The sequence below is a fragment of the uncultured Corynebacterium sp. genome (genome assembly GCF_946998835.1).
Lineage (GTDB): Bacteria > Actinomycetota > Actinomycetes > Mycobacteriales > Mycobacteriaceae > Corynebacterium.
This window is the reverse complement of sequence record NZ_CAMQAZ010000008.1, coordinates 14815-37331: the sequence shown is the minus strand read 5'-3', so window position 1 is coordinate 37331 and position 22517 is coordinate 14815. Positions and strand designations below refer to the sequence as shown.

The following is a 22517-nucleotide window of genomic DNA, read 5'->3' as shown; positions in this document are numbered from 1 at the left end:
CTTAGCGGTTGGAATCAAGCACGCCGTTGAGACGCGACTCTTCAATAGCGGCCTCGTGCTCTTCGAAGGTCGTGCTGAAGACGGTGTTGCCTTCCTTATCAACAGTGACGAAGTACAGCCAGGTGCCATCGGCAGGATTTTCCATTGCTTGAATTGCCTCGATGGATGGCGAAGCGATTGGGGTCTCCGGGAGTCCATCCTTCGCGTAGGTATTCCACGGGGTCTTACGTGCGCGGTCCTCATCCGTCGTCGCAATTTCCTGGTCCGGTAGGTCGTAGTTGACGGTCGAGTCGAACTGCAGCTGCATCGGCTCATCCAAACGGTTAAGAATCACGCGAGCCACCTTGTCGAAGTCACCGTCTGGAGATTCCATCTGAATCAGCGAAGCCGCGGTAATCAGCTCGTAGGGAGACAGACCGACCAAATCTGCGGAAGCCGTGAGACCGGTGTCCTCGTAGTTCTTCACCGATTCCTTGACCAGCTTGGCCAGCATTTCTTCTGCCGTCAGCTGCGGGTCGAAGTGGTGAATACCCGGGGTAATCAGTCCCTCGAGACGACGGGGATCGTTGCCACGAGCTGCCACGGCATCCTGTGCCCAATCTGGGACACCGAGTGTATTCAAATCAGTCTCACCCGCGGCCCGCTCAAGATCAGCCTTGGATACGCAGTGATTATCTTCGATACAGGTGGCCTCGGAAATAAGAGTGAAGATGCCCTTGCGCACGTCAGAGGACGAAACGATGCGGGTGTCGGCAAAGCGGGCACCAGTCGGAATGTCAACCGTACCGACCTGATTCTCAACATCCAGAAGCGCATCTACGGTCTCGTCGGCGCTCATACGCTGATGGAGCCTATAGAAACCTGGCTGCAACTCGTTGGAATGAGAGTTTGCATTCGCAGCCTGAATAAATGCCCGAGAAGACTTAACGACCCCGCTATCGACGAGATGGTTGGACAAGTCGGTGAGAGACGTGCCCTCGGCGACCTCGACAATAGTTATTGACCCATGAGCCTTGCCATCGTAGTCGTCGACAATGCCACCACGGTTCCACACGATGCCGATTACTCCAAGGACTAACACGCACAACAGGACTGAAGTCACATTGATTGCCACTGCCGTTTGACGGTGACGAACCCGAGGCTTTGCCCCACCGCTACGAGCACCGGAGCGGTTCCGATTGGCAACGCTGCTGTCAGTGCGGCGCGCGGTCTGCGCGTCTTTACTCATCAATAATCTCCTCGAACGTGAATCACTTTCATCGGTATCAGTTCGAGTCGAAAAAACTAGGTACGACACGCATCAAACGACAACTGGCGCAACAAGGCTTATACGATTCCGTCGTAAAGCCGCGCTGCAATCCAGATGTGATTCACCATTTTAAGTTCTTCATAATTCCGGGCACGACCCGGCGTGCTTAGGCATTACACACTTAATAATTGCGCAAAGCAGGGGGAATTGTCACCTTTTGGTAACTTTTGTGTGCCCCCTAGTCGGTATTATCGGCCAATAACTTCGAACGCTGATCCAACCAGGACTGCAGAATTTCTACTGCAGCGGCCTGGTCGATGATCTGACGCCCCGACTTGACGTCAATGCCAGCTGCATGCAGCCGCGACTGTGCCATCACTGTCGTCATACGCTCATCTGCATAGTGCACGGCGACGCGGTCACCAAGCCGACGCTTCAATCGAAACCCCACGTCAGTGGCCTTACGTGCAGACGTACCGAACGAGCCGTCAAGCATCAGCGGCATGCCGACGACAATTTCTACGACCTCCAACTCAGTGGCCAACTCTACGAGTCGATCGATGTCAGGGCCGTCCGGATCCTTGCGGCCGGTTGCTCGCGCCACCGTCTCAACCGGTGTCGCGAGAATACAGTCAGGGTCAGAGACCGCTACCCCAACGCGGACATCGCCAACGTCGATTCCAAGCCGTCGCCCCCGTCCGGGATCATCCTGTCCGGGGACATCAATACGGGGCTTAGCCATGTTTTATCGTTCTCCCGATAGGACAGCCACTTTTCAGCTACTTAGACAGCTCGGCCTCGACCGCAGCCAACGCGGCATCAATACCTGCGGCATCAGAACCGGAGCCCTGTGCCATTGCCGGCTTACCGCCGCCCTTGCCGCCGACCTTGGCGCCCATCAGCTTAACCAGGTCACCCGCCTTGATACCGCGATCGACAGCTTCGTCGGAAACAGCGACTACGAACGGGACCTTGCCTCCTGCGCTGGAGATCAGAGCAATGACGCTCGGACGATCTGCAAGACGCTTCGACAGGTCGTTTGCAAGCGAACGGATGTCCTTCATCTCGGTGCCTTCAGGCAGCTGGAGCCCGAGGTATGTGACATCACCGACAGTCCGAGCGGACTCGAGGTGGGAAGCCGCATTAGCCAGCAGTTGCCCCGCCTTGAAATCAGCGAGCTGCTTCTCCGCAGCCTTTAGCTTCTCAGCTAGTGCCGCGATGCGATCTGGCAGCTCGGCAGACGGAGCCTTGAATTCAGTGGCCAACCGCTCCGCCAGGAGACGCTCAGTGGATAGGTACCGGAAGGAATCAATACCCGAGTAAGCCTCAATACGACGTACGCCGGAGCCGACCGAGGACTCACCCAATACCGCTACCGGGCCAATCTGCGATGAGTGCGAGACGTGGGTACCGCCACAGAGCTCAATGGAGAACGGTCCACCAATCTCCACGACGCGGACAATGTCACCATAGTTCTCGTTGAACAGTGCCATCGCTCCGGAGGCCTTTGCTTCTTCCAGCGGCATCTCGGCGGTATTGACAGCCCAGTCGTTATCAATAGCCTCGTTGGTAATCTGCTCAATCTCGCGGAGCTGCTCCGCAGTGAGCTGCTCGCCGTACTTGAAGTCGAAACGGAGGTAGCCCGGCTTATTCATAGAACCAGCCTGGGTTGCAGTATCGCCCAAGACCTGGCGCAGAGCACCGTGAATCAGGTGAGTTGCAGTGTGTGCCTGGCGAGCACCGTGTCGCCACTGTTCATCAACCAATGCTTCAGCGGAAACACCCGGGGTGAATTCACCGGCAGTGACGATGCCCTTGTGCAGCCACAGCTTCTTGCCCACCTTCTGGACATCGTTAATGTGAACCACGGCGCCGGAATCAGTCACGATGCGACCGCGATCAGCCAGCTGGCCTCCGGCCTCGGCGTAAAGTGGCGTGCGGTCGAGAATGACCTCAATCTCGTCGCCCTCAGCGGCAAAAGCCTGCTTCTGACCATCGGCGATGATACCGAGAATCGTGGACTCGTCGGCAAGCCGATCGTAGCCGGTGAAAGACGTCGGGTGCTCGTCGATGAACTCGCGGTAGACGTGCAGGTCAGTGTGCGACTGCTTCTTGGCCTGGCTGTCGGCCTTTGCACGGGCCTTTTGCTCTGCCATCTCGCGGTCGAATTCATCGCGGTCGATGGTCAGGCCAGCTTCTTCGGCCATTTCGATGGTCAGATCGATTGGGAAACCATGCGTGTCATGCAAGGTGAAGGCATCGTGACCGGACAGGACAGTCTTGCCCTCCGCCTTGGCCTTGGAGGCAGCGCGCTCAAACAGCTCTTCACCGGCCGACAGGGTCTTGGTGAAGGTCTTCTCTTCGGCGACAGCTACGCGGCGAATGCGGTTCCAGCTCTCGGCAATCTCCGGGTAGGACGGAGTCATGGTCTCGGCAGCGACACCAATCAGCTTTTCCAATACCGGACCGTTAGCCCCAAGAAGGCGCGCAGAGCGGATGATACGACGCAGCAGGCGACGCAGAATATAGCCACGATCGGAGTTCGACGGGGTGACACCGTCGAGCATCAGCATCAAGCCAGTGCGGCTGTGATCAGCGATGACGCGGAAGCGGATATCGTCCTGATGATTCGAGCTGTATTTCGAGCCGGTGAGCTTCTCGGCCTCGTCGATAACCGGACGCAGTAGGTCAGTTTCGTAAACGTTGTCGACACCCTGCAGCAGGAACGCAACGCGCTCGATGCCCATGCCGGTATCGATGTTCTTTTTCGGCAGTGGGCCGAGAATCTCGAAAGCGTCCTTGCCCGTGCCCTCGCCACGCTCGTTCTGCATGAACACGAGGTTCCAAATCTCGATGTAACGATCCTCGTCAGCCTCTGGGCCACCATCGGCACCGTACTCTGGGCCACGGTCGTAGAAGATTTCCGAGCAGGGACCGCACGGGCCTGGAACGCCCATGGACCAGTAGTTGTCCGCCATACCTCGGCGCTGAATACGCTCTTCTGGCACACCGACCTTTTTGTGCCAGATGTCGTGGGCTTCGTCGTCATCGAGGAAGACTGTTACCCACAGCTTCTCAGCCGGGATGCCAAATCCGCCGTCCTCAACAGCTCCGGTCAGAAGGCTCCATGCGTGAGTGATGGCACCTTCCTTGAAGTAATCTCCGAACGAGAAGTTACCCGCCATCTGGAAGAAAGTGTTGTGGCGAGTGGTGATACCCACCTCTTCAATATCCAGCGTGCGCACACACTTCTGGATAGAGGTCGCGGTTGAGAACTCCGGAGTCTCATTGCCGAGGAAGTAGGGCTTGAACGGCACCATGCCTGCGTTGACGAACAGGAGGTTCGGGTCATCCAAAACCAGGGAGGCACTGGGGACCTCGGTGTGTCCCGCCTTCACGAAATGCTGGATAAAGCGATTTCGAATTTCATGAGTCTGCACGGTGTTCTACTTCCTCGTTTCACGTCGAGCGTCCGAGATGTTTAATACAAAACTAGCAGTCTACCCGCTAGGTTCGGGCAACTTTAAAACCACCCCATCGACGACACGTGAAACCGTCGAGCCCGCCTACTTCGACTTCCGACGGATGCCTCTGACAATCCGGCGAATACGTCCTAGGTACTCCGCCATCCCATTTTCTCGGCCATGGTTCGACGGGACAAAGTAATCAGTGCCCACCAATTGATCTGGCGGATACTGCTGAGCAACAACGCCTATCGGATCATTGTGCGGGTAGATATAGTCCACCGCGTGGCCGAGGTCCTTGGCCCCGCTGTAATGTCCGTCGCGCAAATGCGGAGGAACTGGCCCGGTTTTTCCGGCACGAACGTCCTTCAGCGCCGCATCAATCGCGTTTATGACCGAATTGGATTTCGGTGCTGTGGCCAGGTGAATAGTTGCCTGTGCCAACGTCAGGCGGGCTTCCGGCATACCAATTAATGCAACCGCCTGCGCCGCGGCGACGGCAGTTTGCAGGGCTGTCGGGTCTGCCATGCCAATGTCTTCGCTGGCCAGGATGACGATACGGCGAGCAATAAACCGAGGGTCTTCCCCACCTTCAATCATCCGCGCCAAGTAATGCAGGGCAGCATCGACATCAGATCCACGCACGGACTTAATAAACGCGCTGGTGACGTCGTAATGCTGGTCCCCATCGCGGTCATAGCGAACTACTGCCCGGTTAATCGAATTGGCAAGCGATTCCGCGGTAATCTGCTCGCCGTCTGCCACGGCCTCTGCGGCGGCCTCCAGATAGGTAAGTGAACGTCGGGCATCACCAGCTGCCAGCGCAATAAGTTGCTTTCGGGCATCGTCTGTCATGCTGACGCGACCACCCAGCCCCCGCTCATCAGTAAGCGCTCGATCAATGAGCGTGCCGACGGCATCGTCATCCAGTGGCTGCAATTGCAACAGAAGTGACCGGCTGAGTAGCGGGGACACCACTGAGAACGAGGGGTTCTCGGTGGTTGCCGCAACGAGTAGGACAATGCGGTTTTCCACGGCACCCAGCAAGGCATCCTGTTGCGTTTTGGAAAAGCGGTGCACCTCGTCAATGAAGAGCACAGTTTGAATACCTTCGTTGACGAGCGTGCGACGAGCAGTGTCGATAACCGCGCGCACTTCCTTCACTCCAGCATTGAGTGCGGAAAGCGCTTCAAAATGTCGGCCGGTCGCAGCGGAAATCAAACTGGCAAGAGTGGTTTTGCCCGTCCCCGGAGGCCCAAACAAAATCACGGAGGTGTCACCGCCGCCCTCAACCAGACGGCGCAACGGTGCTCCAGGTGCTAGCAGGTGGTCTTGACCGACGACTTCATCAAGGTTGCGCGGTCGCATGCGTACCGCCAACGGTGCGTGCGCACCTGGATGAAAGTAGGCTTTGGCATCAGAGTTTGCACCGCTGCTGCTTGAGCCCGCACCTCGACCAGTCGTCTTCGCCTCCGTGGGGCGTGCGACCGAAGGCTCGTCGAAAAGCCCTGGCATGGCATCGGCGGAGCCGTCTGCATCGCCTGTCGGCAGCTGGTTCGGATCCGCCACTGTGTACCCTAGCCTTCCTCTTCCTCTAAGAACTCGATGACTGCGTGCGCGAACTTCTCCAATTCGGCGGCGCGATCATCCTCACACTTATGCGCGAACTGTGCGATGGCGCGGGCAGTGTTGGCCATGTCTCGCTTTTCCAGCGCTGAACCTCCCACTTCTGGGTTCAGGTCTGTCCGTCCCTCATGACCCACCCACAGGGCCGCCTTCGGTGAACCGAAGAACGAGACCGTAGCGGAGATGAAAAGCCATCCGAGCAAAGCCGCCGCGATGAAAGCCATCATCCGGCGGTCATTAACGCCGCGATACCAGTGGTCGCGAATCTCCTCCATCCACGCGCGGACAAAGACGTCGACCTCTTCCTCCGATGGCCTCTCGACGAAAACATGCAGCGGGAAGCCTGCAACCACACTGGCCACATCGAATATGACATCGCGGTAACCAGCCCATTCGTAGTCGAGGAACTGGACCTTGTCCGCCAGGAGAATATTGTCCGGGGCAAGATCAAAAGGTGTGAATGCCCGGTGCGTGCCCTTTTCAATACGGCGGGCAGCGTCATCGCCGAAGGAGCGCACGGCATCGGAAACGGGAATCCCCGAACCCTCAATCGCCCGCATGCCAAAGCGAATCGCCGACACAATGCCGTGATCACGAGCCTCTAGTGCCTCGCGATCGACCTTGTTTTTCGACCACAGACGGCGACGCAGAGTCTCAAACCCATCTTCGCGAGTATGCGTGTGAATGTGCATTCGCCCAAGTGACGCGCCGAGGCTGCGGAATGCCCGCAAACGACGTTCTTCGTCACCGCGAATCAGAACGTCCGCAAGCGTCTCCACAACACCGACATCGCTCAGAACCAGCAGTTGCTTGGAAACATCGTAAGCAAGGAGCTGAGGCCCCGGACGGACGTCGTCAGGCAGCGTATTGATGAATTGGTACGCCACGACTTCCCGTAGTACAGCAGGATCGACATCGTCTGTAGTTACGGGAATTTGCTTTACGACGACCGTGCGTTCCTGCATAAACGGGTTCGACGCGACCCGGACGCGGACAACAAGTGCGTTGGACTGACCCGAGAGTACTTCTGGATCCGACAACATCGGGGTGCCGCCGAACCGGGCGGAAAGCAGTGCCTCCGCGTCTTTTACTACGCTGTCAACTTCTGCTGCAGCGTCGTCCGAGTACTCCATTGAATGCCCTTTCAATGAGCCAGTTACAGTCAAGCGTTTACTTGTCCTCGCCGGCGCCTGCCGCTGCCTTGCTGTTATCGGCCTTCTGCTTCTGCTTCGGCTTGAAATCGATGCCGGTCTCCTTGCGCTGTTGGGCGGTAATCGGAGTAGGAGCGTCGGTCAACGGGTCGACACCGCCACCGGACTTCGGGAAGGCAATAACTTCGCGAATGGAGTCAACGCCGGCCAGCAGGGACACGATACGGTCCCAACCGAATGCGATACCACCGTGCGGCGGGGCACCGTACTGGAAGGCATCCAGCAGGAAGCCGAACTGCTCCTGTGCCTCTTCCTCACCGATGCCCATGACGTCGAAGACCCGCTTCTGAACATCCGGACGGTGGATACGAATGGAGCCGCCGCCAATTTCGTTGCCGTTGCAGACAATGTCGTAGGCGTATGCCAGTGCGTTACCCGGATCCTTGTCGAAGGTATCCATGTGCTCCGGCTTCGGTGAGGTGAAGGCGTGGTGGACGGCGGTCCACTGGGAGTGGCCCAAAGCCACATCGCCGGAAGCGGTGGCATCCGCAGCCGGCTCGAACAGTGGTGCATCGACGACCCAGGTGAATGCCCAGTCGCCGTCCTTAATCAGGCCGAGCTTCTTGGCAATCTCACCACGAGCGGCACCGAGCAGCGCGCGGGAGCTCTTTGCGTCACCTGCTGCGAAGAAGATGCAGTCGCCCGGCTTGGCACCGACGTGTTCCGCAATACCTTCGCGCTCTGCGTCAGTGATGTTCTTGGCAACCGGACCGCCCAGGGAGCCATCTTCGCCGACGAGGATGTAAGCCAGGCCCTTGGCACCGCGCTGGCGGGCCCAATCCTGCCACGCATCCAGCTGACGACGAGGCTGCGATGCGCCACCGTCCATCACAACTGCGCCGACGTAGTCGTTCTGGAAGACCCGGAAAGTGGTGTCCTTAAAGAACTCGGTGCACTCCACCAGCGGGATGTCGAAGCGCAAATCCGGCTTATCCGATCCGTACTTCTCCATGGCCTCCTTGAAGGTCATGCGCGGAATCGGCGTCTGAACGGTAACACCGGCCTCTGCAAAGATAGCGACCAGGATTTCTTCCGCCAGTGCAATGACATCGTCCTGCTCTGCAAAGCTCATCTCGACGTCGAGCTGAGTGAACTCCGGCTGGCGGTCAGCACGGAAGTCCTCATCGCGGTAGCAACGAGCAATCTGGTAGTAGCGTTCCATGCCCGCGACCATCAGCAACTGCTTGAATAGCTGCGGGGACTGCGGCAGAGCGTAGAAGGTACCCGGCTTCAGACGAGCTGGCACCACGAAGTCACGAGCACCCTCCGGGGTGGAACGAGTCAGCGTCGGGGTTTCAATCTCAGTGAAGTCGTGGCTGTCCAGCACCTTACGTGCCGCGCGGTTGACAGCGGCACGCAGACGCATAATCTTGGCCGGGCCTTCGCGACGCAGGTCCAGGTAGCGGTACTTCAGACGTGCTTCTTCGCCAACCGTGCCGGAAGTTCCGACATCCTCGAGCTGGAACGGCAGCGCTGCCGACTCGTTGAGGATGGTCAGCTCCGTGACGTTGACCTCAATCTCACCAGAAGCCAGGTTCGGGTTCTCGGAACCCTCCGGGCGCTTCTCCACGACACCGGTGACCTGAATGCAGTACTCGCTGCGCAGGTGGTGTGCGCGCTCAGCAACTTCGCTATTGCGGAACACAACCTGGGCGTAACCAGAGCGGTCACGCATGTCAATGAAAATCACGCCACCATGGTCGCGGCGGCGTCCAACCCAACCGGTCAGGGTTACTGTGCTGCCGGCGAGGTCAGCGCGGAGGTCTCCGGCAAGATGCGTACGAAGCACTGCGAATTGGTCCTTCCAAAATTGGTGCTATTGGGATTAACGCTTCAAGAGAGCGGTTTCGTCCGTGTAGTCTACCTTGAAGCCATAAACGTGAGAAGAAGACCCCGCTTTAATTGGTTTCTGCCGGCCTTCAATAATCCGCTTTTTGTAGCTTATGCCATAGTCTTAGTCCTATGACCTTCCGGAATGATTTCCAAAAGAGCTCGGCACGGGCCGAACGACGCTCGGGCGGTGGCCGTGCTGTTGCTATAGGTGGCGGTGGTATCGGCGGCCTTGTACTCATTGGCTTGTATTTACTTCTCGGCGGCGATCCGGGGCAGCTCGACCAGTTGACTGGCACACAGGGCAACCAGTCTTCCCAGACAGCGCAGCAATCCCCTGGTGAAGATCCCTGTAAGACAGGCGAGGATGCCAACAATCGTATCGACTGCCGTATGGAATTCACCGGTATTTCCGTCGACCGAGTTTGGGAGGAGCAGCTTCCCGCACAGGCGGGCATCAAGTACACGAACCCGGGGCTAGTTCTCTTTGAAGGATCTACTCGTTCGGGGTGTGGTGCGGCATCATCGTCTACCGGCCCCTTCTACTGCCCCGCCGACCAAACGGCGTACTTCGACACAGAGTTCTTTAGCACGCTGGAGCGTATGGGCGGAGGCAACGGTCCGCTGGCACAGGAGTATGTCGTGGCGCACGAATTCGGCCACCATATCCAAAAGTTGGAGGGCACGCTCGGCCGCAGTAACTATAACGAGCCGGGCCCCGAATCCGATGCCGTGAAGATTGAGCTGCAGGCCGACTGCTACGCGGGTATCTGGGCTTACTACGCAGACAAGGGGCCGGACGCCATCCTCGAGCCGCTTTCCGACGAACAGGTCGCCGATGCCCTGAAAACTACGAAGGCCATTGGTGATGACACCATCCAGCAACATTCCGGCGGCGGGGTCCAGCCGGATTCCTGGACCCATGGTTCGGCCGAGCAGCGTACGAAGGCATTCCTAACCGGCTACAAGTCCGGGAAGATGTCACAGTGCGACACCCTTGGCCGCGGCGTCTACCGCTAACCCCTTCACTCAGCAGCCGCACGTCTAAAAGCTACACGCCTAGTAGATGTGCAACTGCTTAGATACGCGACTGCAATTCCTGCACCAGCGCATCAAGTGCTACTGCGTGCTGCTCGTGGGACTCCAGATTCTTCAGCTGGACCTCGCCTGCGGCCAGCTCCGACTCACCGAGAACCAGTGCAAATCGAGCACCAGCACGATCGGCGCCCTTCATCGCGCCCTTCAGGCCGCGGCCGCCGTAGGACATGTCAGCGCGGATACCGGCGTGGCGCAGCTTATTAATCTGCACCGCCAAGGCGTGAGCGGCCTCTTCGCCGAGCGCAACACCATAGACATCGACACGGCGACCATCGCTGGCCTGCTTGCCCTCGGCCTCCAGCGCGAGCAGGGCGCGATCCACACCCAAGCCGAAACCAATACCGGATAGCTCCTGGCCACCGAGCTGAGCCATTAGACCGTCGTATCGACCACCGCCGCCGATTCCCGACTGGGCACCAAGACCGTCGTGTACAAACTCAAAGCACGTCTTGGTGTAGTAATCCAAACCACGCACCATGCGCGGATTAATCACATACGGCACCTTCATGTCATCCAACAGGCCAGTGACTGATTCAAAGTGGCTGCGAGCGCTGTCGGAAAGGTGGTCGAGCATCAGCGGCGCGTCGGCAAGCATGTCCTGCATTTCCGGTCGCTTATCATCGAGGACACGCAGCGGGTTAATGTCTGCCCGGTGGCGTGTTTCCTCATCCAGCGGCAGGTCAAATAGGAATTCCTGGAGCTTCGCTCGGTATTCCGGACGACAGGTATTGTCACCGAGACTGGTCAACTCAAGACGGAATCCCTCCAGGCCGATGCCGCGGAAACATGCGTCGGCAAGCGCGATGACCTCGGCATCGAGTGCTGGATCATCAACGCCGATTGCCTCGACACCGACCTGCTGCAGCTGACGGTAACGGCCTGCCTGCGGGCGCTCGTAGCGAAAGAAAGGCCCAGCATACGACAGCTTGACCGGCAGCTGGCCGCGATCGAGATTGTGCTCGATGACGGCGCGCATTACGCCGGCGGTACCCTCCGGACGCAGGGTGACAGAACGATCGCCGCGATCGGCGAACGTATACATCTCCTTAGTGACGACGTCCGTCGATTCGCCTACACCGCGTGCAAAAAGACCAGTTTCCTCGAAGATTGGCAACTCAATGTGCTCATAGCCCGCAAGCCGCGCACGGTGCTGGAAGGAGTTCCGCACCGCCTCAAATTCGCGGGAGACCGGCGGGACATAATCCGGCACGCCCTTGGGCGCAGAAAATGGCTTTAACTTCTTTGGCTTCTGGCTAGAGTTCACTCCGCTAACTCTACCTGCCGGCTCCTACAACGTGTCAGCCAGGTCAGCCGAGATTTTGCAGGAACGGGTTGGTCGCGCGCTCCTCGCCTATCGACGATGCGGAGCCGTGCCCCGGAAGGATCATTAGATTGTCCGCCAGCGGGAGGACCTTATTCCTCAGCGACTGCTGCATCTGCTCCGGGCTGCTACCCGGCAAATCAACGCGACCGATAGCGCCCTTGAAGAGGACATCGCCACTGAAAATAATCTCATCTTCCCCATCGGATGCGCGCAACATCACACATCCCGGAGAGTGTCCGGGCGCATGAATAACCTCGAACTTCAAACCTGCCCACTTTACTTCTTCGCTATCGTCAAAGAATTCAGCCGTGGTGTAAGCCTGCATAGCGTCCACATTAAATAGATGGCCGAAGGAGGAACCGCCAAGTTTCGGGTTGGCCAGCAATACATTATCGCTTTCGTGAATGAAGACGGGGACATCCCAGAAGTCAGCGGCCTCAGCGACATCGCGGATGTGGTCGATATGACCATGCGTCAACAGGATTGCCTCCGGCTTCCAATTGCGCTTTTCGACCTCAGCGCGCACTACCTCGAGTGCCCCCATGCCCGGGTCAATAATGACGCATGGGGTGGCTAGCTCATCCATCTTGGGAGCGCCTGTTGCCACATAGCAGTTGGTCTGAAAAGGGCCAGCAGCGAAACCAAAAATCTCCATGGCGCCCTATTGTATCGATTGCCGACATACCACGGTGCCTAAAAGAGCATTCCAAGAAAACTCGTCAGAGTCCTCCCCACATGGCAAGAGCCCTTTCCACATGGCACCTGGCCTGTCATCTCGCAAATGGGAAGCAATTCCGGGCATAATAGTCGGTTGTGTACGCGACAGTGACCGATTGGGCTCGCACCTCTATTTCGGCCACTATCGATGGGCAAGATTGTCTGCTGATGTTCCGTCACCAGCAAATGATGACTAAGAGATACGGAGAATGACTAGTGGCCAATAATGAGCAAAGGCGCAAAGATGCGATGCGGACGCTCGAGCGCGAATTGAAGCGCCGTGCGCGTGCTGAAAAGCTAAAGCCACTCGGCGTTGTCGTAACCACCTTGGCAATTCTGCTCTTCATTGCCGGCGGCATCTACCTCCTGACCACCGCCGGTGGAGCTGACGACAACGAGGCCGCTGAAGAATCGACGACTTCTGTCGATCCGGCTGCTCTCACGGCAACTCCCGTCAGCGGTGAAAAGGTTCCGATGAAGCGTTCTGCACCACTTCCGCACACCGTCACGTGTGATTACCCGGATGATGGCGAGGCTTCGAGGGATATTGACAAGCCAACCACCGACGACGTGCCCGCAACCGGAACTGTCACCATCACGCTGAAGACTAATCAGGGTGATATTCCGATGGAACTGGATCGCTCTATTTCCCCTTGCAGTGTCAATGCCATTGAGCACATGGCCAAGTCCAACTACTTCAACGACACTGTATGTCACCGTATTACCGGTGGTGGCCTGAACGTTTTGCAGTGTGGTGACCCAACTGGCACTGGTACCGGCGGCCCGGGCTTCAAGTTCGCCGGCGAATGGCCTGTCAAGGACTCCGACCTGGATCAGAACACCCCGCTCGTGTACCCGAAGGGCTCCATTGCCATGGCAAACCCGAACGATCCGGATGCTAACGGTAGCCAGTTCTTCCTCAATTGGGCGGATTCGCAGCTGCCCCCGCAGTACACCGTACTCGGCTCCATGACTGACGAGGGCACCACGACGGTTGCAGACATTGCCAAGAACGGAATTGAGGGCGGCGGTACCTCTGACGGTAAGCCAGCCAAGGAAGTTCGTATTGAAAAGGCAGAAATCAAGTAGTTGATTGAGAAGCTAATCAACTAGGAAAAGGGCCAGGGGGTACCCTGGCCCTTTTTGCGTTGGTGTGACTACTCGCCTAGTTCGGTCCCACTTATCGACGGCGCCACAATTGGCGGGACCGTGATTTAGGGGGCCAAAGGACTAACCAGGTAACTGGTGACACTGCCCCCGTCGTAAAACGACTACTGACCAGAGGTAATGCGGTAGACATCGAAGACTCCCTCGACACCGCGCAAAATGTTGAAGATATAGCCCATCTGTTTAGTGTCCGAGACCTCGAAGCTAAACCGCATTACAGCGACGCGATCGTCGGAGGTATGCGAAGACGTCGACAGAATCGAGACCTTCTGGTCGGAGAACACACGAGTAATCTCTGAGAGCAGACCATGGCGGTCAAGTGCTTCGATTTGCACCGTGACCATGAAGACTGCACCCGAGGAATCCGTTGCCCAAGAAACCTCGATAATGCGCTCGGGTTCCTGATGCAGTTTCTCCGCATTAGTGCAGTCCGTCCGGTGCACACTGACCCCGCCGCCGCGGGTGACGAAGCCAAAGATGGCATCGCCAGGCACTGGTGTACAGCATTTGGCCAATTTCGCGGCCATATCCGCGCTGCCTTCTACGAGCACACCGGTGCTATCAGCACGACGAGGAGTGTTGTGCACACTCATCTTTGAAATCGGAGTGCGTGCGACCAGCTGTTCTTCGGCATCGTCCGTGCTGGAGAATTGTGCCATCAGGCGGTGCGTCACGTGCTGCGCAGAGACCTGTCCCTTACCAATTGCGGTGTAGAGCGCGTCGACATCCGCATAGTGCAGCTCGGAAGCAATTTGCTTGATTGACGCCGGAGTGAACAGTCGGTGCATTGGCAGCCCGCCGCGCTGAACTTCTGCAGCCAGCGCATCGCGACCGGCATCGAGTGCCTCCTCGCGGCGTTCCTTGGCAAACCACTGACGAATCTTCGCCCGCGCGCGTGGGGTTTTCACGAACTTCTCCCAGTCCTTGGACGGACCGGAATGGGCATCCTTGGAAGTGAAAATCTCAACACGGTCGCCGGTCTTCAGCGGTGATTCCAAGGCCACCAACTTGCCGTTGACTTTGGCACCAATACACCGGTGTCCAACCTCCGTGTGAACCGCATAGGCAAAGTCCACCGGAGTGGAATCCGCCGGCAGAGTGATGACATCGCCCTTAGGTGTGAAAGCGAAGATCTCCGTAACTGAGAGATCGTAGCGCAGAGAGTCCAGGAACTCGTTGGGGTCGGCGGCCTCTCGCTGCCAATCAAGAAGCTGACGCATCCATGCCATCTGATCGACTTCGGCGGAGTCGCCCTTGTGAGAACCCTTCGTTTCCTTATAACGCCAGTGCGCGGCAATGCCGTACTCGGCGTTGTAGTGCATCTCGTGGGTGCGAATCTGCACTTCCAGCGGTGAGCCGCCAGGGCCAATCACCGTTGTATGCAGTGACTGGTAGACACCAAAACGGGGCGAGGAAATATAGTCCTTGAACCGCCCTGGCATGGGCTTGAACAGTGAGTGGACTGCGCCCATGGCGGCGTAGCAGTCCTTCGTTGTGTCCACCAGAACTCGCAGTCCAACCAGATCAAAAATCTCATCGAACTCGTGACCGCGGACAATCATCTTCTGATAAATCGACCAGTAGTGCTTCGGCCTGCCCTGCACTTCGGCGGCGATGTGGGACTCCTTCAGATCCTTCTGGATCATCTCGGAGACTTCCTGGATGTATCGGTCGCGCTGTGGTGCGCGGTCTGCAACCAAGCGCACGATTTCGTCGTACTTCTTCGGGTACAAGATGGCAAAGGAGAGGTCTTCTAACTCCCACTTCACGCTGGCCATACCCAAACGGTGCGCCAACGGCGCAATCACTTCGAGAGTCTCGCGGGCCTTCTTCGCCTGCTTCTCGGGCGGCAGGAAGCGCATGGTGCGCATATTGTGCAGCCGGTCAGCTACTTTGATCACCAGGACTCGCGGATCCTGGCTCATCGCGATAATCATTTTGCGCACGGTCTCTGCCTCAGCGGCGGAGCCCAGCGCAACTTTATCCAGCTTGGTCACGCCATCAACAAGGCGCGCGACTTCTGGCCCGAAGTCGCTCTCCAGCTCTTCCAGCGTGTAATCGGTGTCCTCGACCGTGTCGTGCAGCAGTGCCGCCACTAGTGTGGTCGTGTCCATGCCAATCTCGGCGGCGATGGTGGCAACTGCGAGCGGATGGGTGATGTAGGGCTCACCTGACTTTCGGTACACGCCCTCGTGAAGGCGCTCGGCCGTATCGTAGGCGCGCTGAAGTACCGCTAGGTCTGCGCGCGGATGCACCTGCCGATGTACCGCCACCAGCGGATCGAGCACTGGTCGGGTCTTTGTCCTGTTACCCGTAAGACTTCGCGCTAGTCGAGCACCATATCGGCGTGCGGGCCCTTCAGCCATCGCTCATTCACCCCCTATTGACCACGAACAGAGGCAGATCAGCGAGCTTCTCCCGAGCTCCCAAACCTTCGACCTCGAGAACAGTGCACAAACCAGTTACCTCCACGCCGGAGGCTTCCAGCAGCGCGCGGGCTGCACACAGGGTGCCACCTGTCGCCAACACATCGTCGACAAGCACGGCCTTTTTGCCCTTCAGCTCAATCCCACTGGCCGGAATTTCCAGTGACGCCGTACCGTACTCCAGGTCATAGGTCTCCGTCAGTACAGGCGGTGGCAACTTGCCCTTCTTCCGAATGGCCAGCACCCCCAGCCCCAGTTTGTATGCCACAGCGGAGCCCAGCAGGAATCCACGCGCATCAAGGCTGCCAATGACATCAGCCCCAAACTCTTCTACCTTGGCGGCGATCTCGTCCACAATCAGGGTGAAAGTCGGGCCGTCGGCAAGCGCCGGTGTCAGGTCCTCGAAGAGTACGCCCTCAACTGGAAAATCGGGGACGAAACGAATTTGATCGGCCAATGCCTCTCGCGCGTGTGCATATGACACAGGTGCAGGCTCCTTTTCGACAAAAAGAAAAAGTGCGGGTACCTGTCAACGATACCCGCACTATGCCCTTTTAAAGTAGTTTCACCCCAACCGCTGGGGTCCGCTACCTTCTACTGCCCCGGACGCCAGGACAGAGGCTTGTCTTCATCCCCCTCAAGCTTCGGAGTTGTCACCGTTCGTTTCGGTGTCGACTGCTCCATCTCGCTTGCCGACGCGTCTTCCGCGGCCTTGTCCTCCGCAGCATCAACGGTGCCGTTTTCGGTGTTCGAGCTAGCACCAACAGATGCCTTTGCCCGTGCGGCGGCTACCGCTTCGTCGTGCTTGCGGTATTTGCGCTGACGCGACTTGAGCGATACCAACAGCGGCGAGGCCAGGAAGATCGAGGAGAATGTGCCCTGAATAATGCCGATGAGCTGAACCAGTGCCAAATCCTTGAGCGTACCGACACCCAGCATGCCCACGGCGATAATCATCAGTGCCAGAATCGGCAGCAGAGTCGACACGGTGGTGTTGATGGAACGCATGATGGTTTGATTCACAGCCAGATTCACCAGCTCGGCGTAGCTTCTACGTGTCGACGAGCGATAGCCCGCCGTGTTCTCGTCGACCTTGTCGAAGACCACGACGGTGTCGTACAGCGAAAACGACAGCACAGTCAGCAGACCAATAATGGTGGCCGGGGTGACATCTAGGCCGATCAGCGCGTAGATGCCCATAATCACGATTGCGTCCACAGCCAGAGCGAGGATGGCAGAAATAGCCATGTCACGCTCGAAGCGAATGGTGATGTAGGCAAAGACCAAACCCAGGAATACCACTGCGGCCAGCAACATTCGGTTGGTAATCGACGAGCCCCAGGACTCGGAAACGGTCGAGTCACCAATCGCATCCGGGGTCTGCTCCCCCTGTGCGTCGACGGGCTTGAATGCGTCGTTCAGTGCAACACGAGCATTATTAATCTCGTCCTGAGTCAGCTTTTCAGACGTGATTTCCAGGATACGTCCCTCACCGGAACCGATAATCTGCACCAACTCCGGTGTCACACCAGTGGCATCGGTGAAGACCTCTTCAGCCTGTTCAGTGGTCACTGAGGCCGGCGGCATGGTCAACTTAGTGCCGCCTTCGAAGTCGATACCGAAGCTAAAGCCTCGAATCAGCATTGACGCCACAGCAATGACAATGACGGCAATTGCAATCTGGTACCAACGCTTCCGCTTGCCGACGATGTTAATTCCACCCTCGCCGGTGTAGAGGCGGCGGAAGAAGGAGTCGTCGTTTGCGCCGTCAATATCCGTGGTTAGCGCCGGATTCGTCTGAGTAGTATTCATGGATTCCTACTTCCCCTCAATCGCGCCGGAGTTAGCCGAACCGGATTCGGTGCCGGCACTGGTCGCTGTGCTGGGAGCTGCACTAGTGGCGACAGCCTTCTTACCGGTAGCTACGGACTTGTTCCTATTAGCGACCTCCATGACCGAACCAAAACCGTTCATGGACGGTTTGGACAGTGCCGGCCATTTCCGGGTAGCCAGGATGACCAATGGTGCGGTCACCAGGAAGGCGGTCACAATATCGAATGCCGTGGACAGGCCGAGTGTAAACGCGAAACCACGGACATCACCGACGGCCAGGATGTAAAGAACCACAGCCGCAATGATGGACACGAAGTTACCCGACAGGATGGTGCGCCGTGCTCGTCGCCAAGCGTGCGGAACTGCAGAGCGGAATGTTCTGCCCGCGCGGATCTCATCCTTGATGCGCTCGAAGAAAACGATGAACGAGTCCGCCGTCACACCAATGGAAATGATGATGCCGGCGATACCAGCGAGATCGAGCGAGTAGCCAATCCAGCGCCCCAACAGTACGAGCACGCCGTAGACCATCGCACCAGCTGCTGCGAGCGAAACCAGCGAAATTGCACCGAGACCGCGGTAGAGAACCACCGCGTAGACAACAATCAGAGCGATACCGATGATGCCTGCCAGCAGACCGGCCTCCAGGGATGCCGAACCTAGCATGGCAGGAATGGTCGTGGTGGTGCCTCCCGGCTCACCGTCCTCACCTGCGAACGACAACGGCAGTGCGCCGTAGCGCAGATTATTGGCCAGGGCCTGGGCCTCATCGATAGTGAAATCACCAGTGATGCGGGTGGCGGAACCGACTGGGGTGGCCTCCTGAATCACCGGAGCGGAAATAACCTTCGAGTCCAAGACAATTGCCACCTGTCGCTGCAGGTAATCATTGGTCAACTTGGTCCACGTACGAGCGCCGGTATCGTTCTTACCGGACTTGAAGCTAAAGGACACCTGAATCTGGCCAGACTGCTGGTCGTAGCCACCGCTAATCGGGGCATTGGTGTCAATGGAATCACCGGACAACCGCTGGCCGTCGGCTTCGTCCTCCTGGCCAATCAGCAGCGGAGCCTTGCCCAGGAAGATTGCCTGACCTCCCTCTGGCGAACAGGTGACCAGTGGCTTGGCCGGGTCATCAGCGCCCTGCAGCGGATCGACTGCGTTGCGGTCATCGCAGGTCATCAGAGCAGCGGCCGCAAACTGTGTCGTAGGGTCTTCAGACTGGCGGGTTGCCAGCAACACGTCACGAACCTTCGTGCGCAGCTCCGCCGCCTCAATAGAGTTCGCCGGTTTCGCCGGAGCAGTAGCTTCCAACGTCGGGGCTTCGCCGAGCGACTTGGACAGTTCCTCCGGAACCGGCTGGTCCGGATTCTGCTGCTTGAAGGCGTCGACAGCACGCTTCTGGGTCTCGTTCATGTCCTTGTACAGGTCATCAACGCGCTTGGTGGCCTCCTCCTTCGACAGCACACCAACAGACACCCAATCTTCGGCGGTCTTCTTGACTACCTCACCAAAGGTAGCTTCATCGGGGCCCTGCGTAGGCTGCTCCACTGGACGGAAGAAGAGCTGCGAGGTCTGGCCGAGAGAACGGGCCTCCTGTGAATCTTCACCCGGGACAGTAATGACCAGGGTGTCACCGTCAGTGACGACCTGAGCGCCACTGACACCCATGCCATTTACGCGATTTTCCAGAATCTTACGAGCCTGATCGAGCTGATCGCGAGTCGGCTTTTCGCCCTGCGGCACCAGAGTAACGCGGGTACCGCCCTGCAGGTCGATGCCCAACTTTGGCTTGGCTGATCCGCCGCCAGTGAAAAAGACGAGTGCGTACGTAAGAATAAGGAAGCTGACGAACAGCGCCAACAGCCACTGTGGCCAGTTCCTCTTGAATGTATTCGCACCGGATCTGGATTTGCTGTTCAAAGCAAAGTCTCCTGAATCGTGACGTTTAGGTACTAGAACGCTTCGGGTAGAAACGCGTGTCCATAACCGCACCGCGAACTCGTGCAAAACCCGCTGGAGGCATTGCGGACGTCGCAAAGCAAAGCTATAAACACCAACCGCTAGAGAATAACCGATTTAGCGTGGCGTGCCGGTTTCGACTTGTACCAATTTATTGAAAATTTTTCCCACGCTTGCCGACGGCGAAACCTGGGTCGTATGTCTTGTCCTATGACGCGCACGCAACCAAACGCGAGCGCGCCGGAAAAGTGCGGACTCTAAAGAGTCATTGCTACTTCTCGGTAGACGTAGAGCCGTCGGCTCCCGGATTGTCCAGGTCGCTCGGTGCATTCGACGTACCCGACTCCGGTGCCGCATTGTCAGCCGAACTGCGGCCAGTGATTTCCTGCACATCGCCGACATGATCGTCCTCGGCATCGGAGACCCGGCCGCGCTGGTCACGGTGAGCGTAACTAGCTCCAGTGCCGGTAGTGAGGTTGCGGGCAATAGCACCCTTTTCCCAGCGGGTGACGATTCCGTCCGCGATGATCAGGTCGACTGTTGTATCGGTGGTGTCAACGACCACACCGTGCATGCCCGATCCGGTGATGACCTCCGCGCCCGGGGCCAGCTTATCCTGCATGTCCCGGATAGTGCGCACCTGCTTGTTCTGCTTGATGATCTGCCAAATTGGCAGCGCCAGGAACAAGAAAATAAGTAGGAGGAGAATAGTTTGATTCATGTCTGCCGAGTTTAACGAATTGCCTGCTAGCAATTCCACACTGCCCTGGGCGGAACTCCAGACCACGCGGACTCAGTTGCAGGAAACTACTCTCCGATCGTCCCCTCCGGCGGCTGCAAACCCAAGTGTCGCCATGCGCGGGCAGTTGCTACACGTCCGCGGGATGTACGCGCAATCATGCCGGCACGTACTAGATAGGGTTCACACACTTCTTCCACCGTCGAGGGTTCCTCCCCCACTGCCAGAGCCAGGGAATTCACGCCCACCGGCCCGCCGCCATGTCCCTTGACCAGGGCGGTCAGCACTGCGCGGTCCAAACGGTCGAGTCCCAGCTCATCGACATCGAAGACAATCAGCGCAGCCTTCGCCGCCCCGAGATCAATAACCCCACCGGAATGAACGTCGGCGAAGTCACGGACGCGGCGCAGCAGGCGGTTGGCGATTCGTGGTGTGCCCCGCGAACGCGAAGCAATTTCTACCGCTGCCTCTGGGCTGATATCCACGCCCAGGATTCCCGCAGCACGCGTCACCACCTTGGTGAGGTCTTCAACCTCGTAAAACTCCATCTGCGCGGTAAAGCCAAAACGGTCACGCAGCGGGCCGGTCAACATACCTGAGCGCGTAGTCGCGCCTACAAGCGTAAATGGCGGAATCTCGAGTGGAATCGAGGTAGCACCCGGGCCTTTACCCACGATGACATCGATACGGAAATCCTCCATTGCCATATAGAGCATCTCCTCCACTGGCCGGGCGATCCGGTGGATCTCATCGATGAAGAGGACATCGCCCTCTAGCAGGTTCGACAGCATTGCTGCCAGATCACCCGCACGAATCAGCGCCGGGCCAGACGTCATGCGCAGAGAGCTTCCCATCTCCTGCGCAATAATCATGGCCATGGTCGTCTTACCCAGGCCAGGAGGCCCCGACAGCAGAATATGATCCGGCGTGACGTTTCGACCCCGCGCTCCGGCCAGCACCAAGTCCAGCTGTTCTCGAACCTTGGGCTGACCGATGAACTCCCCTAGCGACTTAGGGCGCAGGTTCGATTCCGCATCGACTTCCTCGAGCTGAGCACGGGCATCAACATCGCGCTGCGCACCGTTTCCCGCACCACCGAAGGGATTATTGGTGGGTCCGCCGAGGGAACCCCCGAAGGGGTTGTCTGACACGTTAAACTCCGTGCGCTCGATATCGCTCATAGTCCCCTCATCCTAGTGCACTGCAAACTTTCACCATCAATGTAGTTGCAGGTTGCCGACCTGCTTCTACTTCTCGCCCAACGTCTTTAGTGCCGCCTTCAGGGCCATCGACGTATCCAATGTCGGATCAATCCGAACGACGGTCTCTGCCGCTTCATTTGCATCAGCCTCTGGGAACCCAAGCCCGATTAGAGCGCCAACAACCTGATCGAGATCTGCCTTCAAAACAATGCCAGGTGCCGCCCCACCGGTGGCTTCCTCTGGTTGGGATACCGCACGGTCGGCAAAAACCTCGACCTTGTCCTTCAGTTCAACCAGCAGGCGCTCCGCCAATCGCTTACCGACGCCGTTTGCGACCTGCAGCGCCTTGGCGTTCTTTGAGGCGACCGCATTGGCAATCTCAGCCGGTGACAACGCAGAAAGAACGGACATCGCGACCTTTGGCCCAACTGTGGAGACCGTGCGTAAAAGCGCAAACATCTCACGTTCCTGCGAGTTGGCGAAACCGAAAAGCGTGATTGCGTCCTCACGAACTGCCATAGTGGTCAACATGAAAGTCTGCTCATGCCGCACCAGTTGGGAAGCCAGCCTGCCGGTAATGGTGACCAGGTGGCCCACCCCACCGCATTCGATAACGCAATAGTCCGCACCGAGGTCAATGACCTCACCGCGCAGAGATGCAATCACTTC

The 22517-nt window shown here is 58.0% G+C and carries 17 protein-coding genes; 2 read left to right on the top strand and 15 right to left on the bottom strand.

Going from position 1 to position 22517, the window contains the following annotated elements; translation table 11 throughout:
- Position 1 precedes the first annotated feature (1 nt).
- The 6 genes from mltG to aspS form a co-directional block, all read right to left on the bottom strand.
- Positions 2–1228: an endolytic transglycosylase MltG gene (mltG, locus tag Q0U90_RS04310; protein WP_297452061.1), complete on the bottom strand. Its 1227-nt coding sequence runs from the start codon at positions 1226–1228 to the stop codon at positions 2–4.
- 259 nt (positions 1229–1487) lie between these two features.
- Positions 1488–1991, bottom strand: coding sequence for a Holliday junction resolvase RuvX (gene ruvX / locus Q0U90_RS04305; RefSeq protein WP_297452059.1), 504 nt, complete (start codon positions 1989–1991; stop codon positions 1488–1490).
- A gap of 37 nt (positions 1992–2028) precedes the next feature.
- A complete protein-coding gene (gene alaS / locus Q0U90_RS04300; RefSeq protein ID WP_297452057.1) occupies positions 2029–4689 on the bottom strand; it encodes an alanine--tRNA ligase in 2661 nt (886 codons plus the stop codon).
- Positions 4690–4815: 126 nt separating this feature from the next.
- Positions 4816–6282 (bottom strand): replication-associated recombination protein A, encoded by a 1467-nt coding sequence (locus Q0U90_RS04295; protein WP_297452056.1) that lies wholly within the window; start codon positions 6280–6282, stop codon positions 4816–4818.
- An 8-nt stretch (positions 6283–6290) separates the two neighbouring features.
- On the bottom strand, positions 6291–7472 hold the full coding sequence (locus Q0U90_RS04290) for a phosphotransferase (RefSeq protein WP_297452053.1): 1182 nt from the start codon (positions 7470–7472) through the stop codon (positions 6291–6293).
- A gap of 37 nt (positions 7473–7509) precedes the next feature.
- Positions 7510–9339, bottom strand: coding sequence for an aspartate--tRNA ligase (gene aspS / locus Q0U90_RS04285; RefSeq protein WP_297452051.1), 1830 nt, complete (start codon positions 9337–9339; stop codon positions 7510–7512).
- Between the two features lie 173 nt (positions 9340–9512).
- Between aspS and Q0U90_RS04280 the strand changes: the two genes are divergently transcribed.
- Positions 9513–10400, top strand: a complete 888-nt coding sequence (locus tag Q0U90_RS04280) for a neutral zinc metallopeptidase (protein ID WP_297452049.1) — start codon at positions 9513–9515, stop codon at positions 10398–10400.
- Between the two features lie 58 nt (positions 10401–10458).
- Here Q0U90_RS04280 and hisS read toward each other — a convergent pair whose 3' ends face one another.
- Together hisS and Q0U90_RS04270 are read right to left on the bottom strand one after the other, a co-directional pair.
- Entirely contained in the window at positions 10459–11742 is a 1284-nt protein-coding gene (gene hisS / locus Q0U90_RS04275; protein ID WP_297452047.1) for a histidine--tRNA ligase, read from the bottom strand.
- A gap of 43 nt (positions 11743–11785) precedes the next feature.
- Positions 11786–12457 (bottom strand): MBL fold metallo-hydrolase, encoded by a 672-nt coding sequence (locus Q0U90_RS04270; RefSeq protein WP_297452045.1) that lies wholly within the window; start codon positions 12455–12457, stop codon positions 11786–11788.
- 311 nt (positions 12458–12768) lie between these two features.
- Here Q0U90_RS04270 and Q0U90_RS04265 point away from each other — a divergent pair, with 311 nt between their 5' ends.
- Positions 12769–13608, top strand: a complete 840-nt coding sequence (locus tag Q0U90_RS04265) for a peptidylprolyl isomerase (protein ID WP_297452043.1) — start codon at positions 12769–12771, stop codon at positions 13606–13608.
- Between the two features lie 182 nt (positions 13609–13790).
- Here the strand turns inward: Q0U90_RS04265 and Q0U90_RS04260 are convergent, their stop codons facing one another.
- The 7 genes from Q0U90_RS04260 to ruvA form a co-directional block, all read right to left on the bottom strand.
- The gene (locus Q0U90_RS04260; protein ID WP_297452041.1) at positions 13791–16052 is read right to left on the bottom strand and encodes a bifunctional (p)ppGpp synthetase/guanosine-3',5'-bis(diphosphate) 3'-pyrophosphohydrolase; all 2262 of its coding nucleotides are present in this window, start codon (positions 16050–16052) and stop codon (positions 13791–13793) included.
- A gap of 7 nt (positions 16053–16059) precedes the next feature.
- The gene (locus tag Q0U90_RS04255) at positions 16060–16596 is read right to left on the bottom strand and encodes an adenine phosphoribosyltransferase (RefSeq protein ID WP_297452039.1); all 537 of its coding nucleotides are present in this window, start codon (positions 16594–16596) and stop codon (positions 16060–16062) included.
- Positions 16597–16706: 110 nt separating this feature from the next.
- The gene (gene secF / locus Q0U90_RS04250) at positions 16707–17924 is read right to left on the bottom strand and encodes a protein translocase subunit SecF (protein WP_297452037.1); all 1218 of its coding nucleotides are present in this window, start codon (positions 17922–17924) and stop codon (positions 16707–16709) included.
- A 6-nt stretch (positions 17925–17930) separates the two neighbouring features.
- Entirely contained in the window at positions 17931–19868 is a 1938-nt protein-coding gene (gene secD / locus Q0U90_RS04245; protein WP_297452035.1) for a protein translocase subunit SecD, read from the bottom strand.
- Between the two features lie 310 nt (positions 19869–20178).
- Positions 20179–20628 carry a preprotein translocase subunit YajC gene (gene yajC / locus Q0U90_RS04240; protein WP_297452033.1) on the bottom strand — a complete coding sequence of 150 codons (450 nt, stop codon included), beginning with the start codon at positions 20626–20628 and terminating at the stop codon, positions 20179–20181.
- 86 nt (positions 20629–20714) lie between these two features.
- A complete protein-coding gene (gene ruvB, locus Q0U90_RS04235) occupies positions 20715–21827 on the bottom strand; it encodes a Holliday junction branch migration DNA helicase RuvB (RefSeq protein WP_297452031.1) in 1113 nt (370 codons plus the stop codon).
- Between the two features lie 66 nt (positions 21828–21893).
- A complete protein-coding gene (gene ruvA / locus Q0U90_RS04230; protein WP_297452029.1) occupies positions 21894–22514 on the bottom strand; it encodes a Holliday junction branch migration protein RuvA in 621 nt (206 codons plus the stop codon).
- Between the last annotated feature and the right edge of the window lie 3 nt (positions 22515–22517).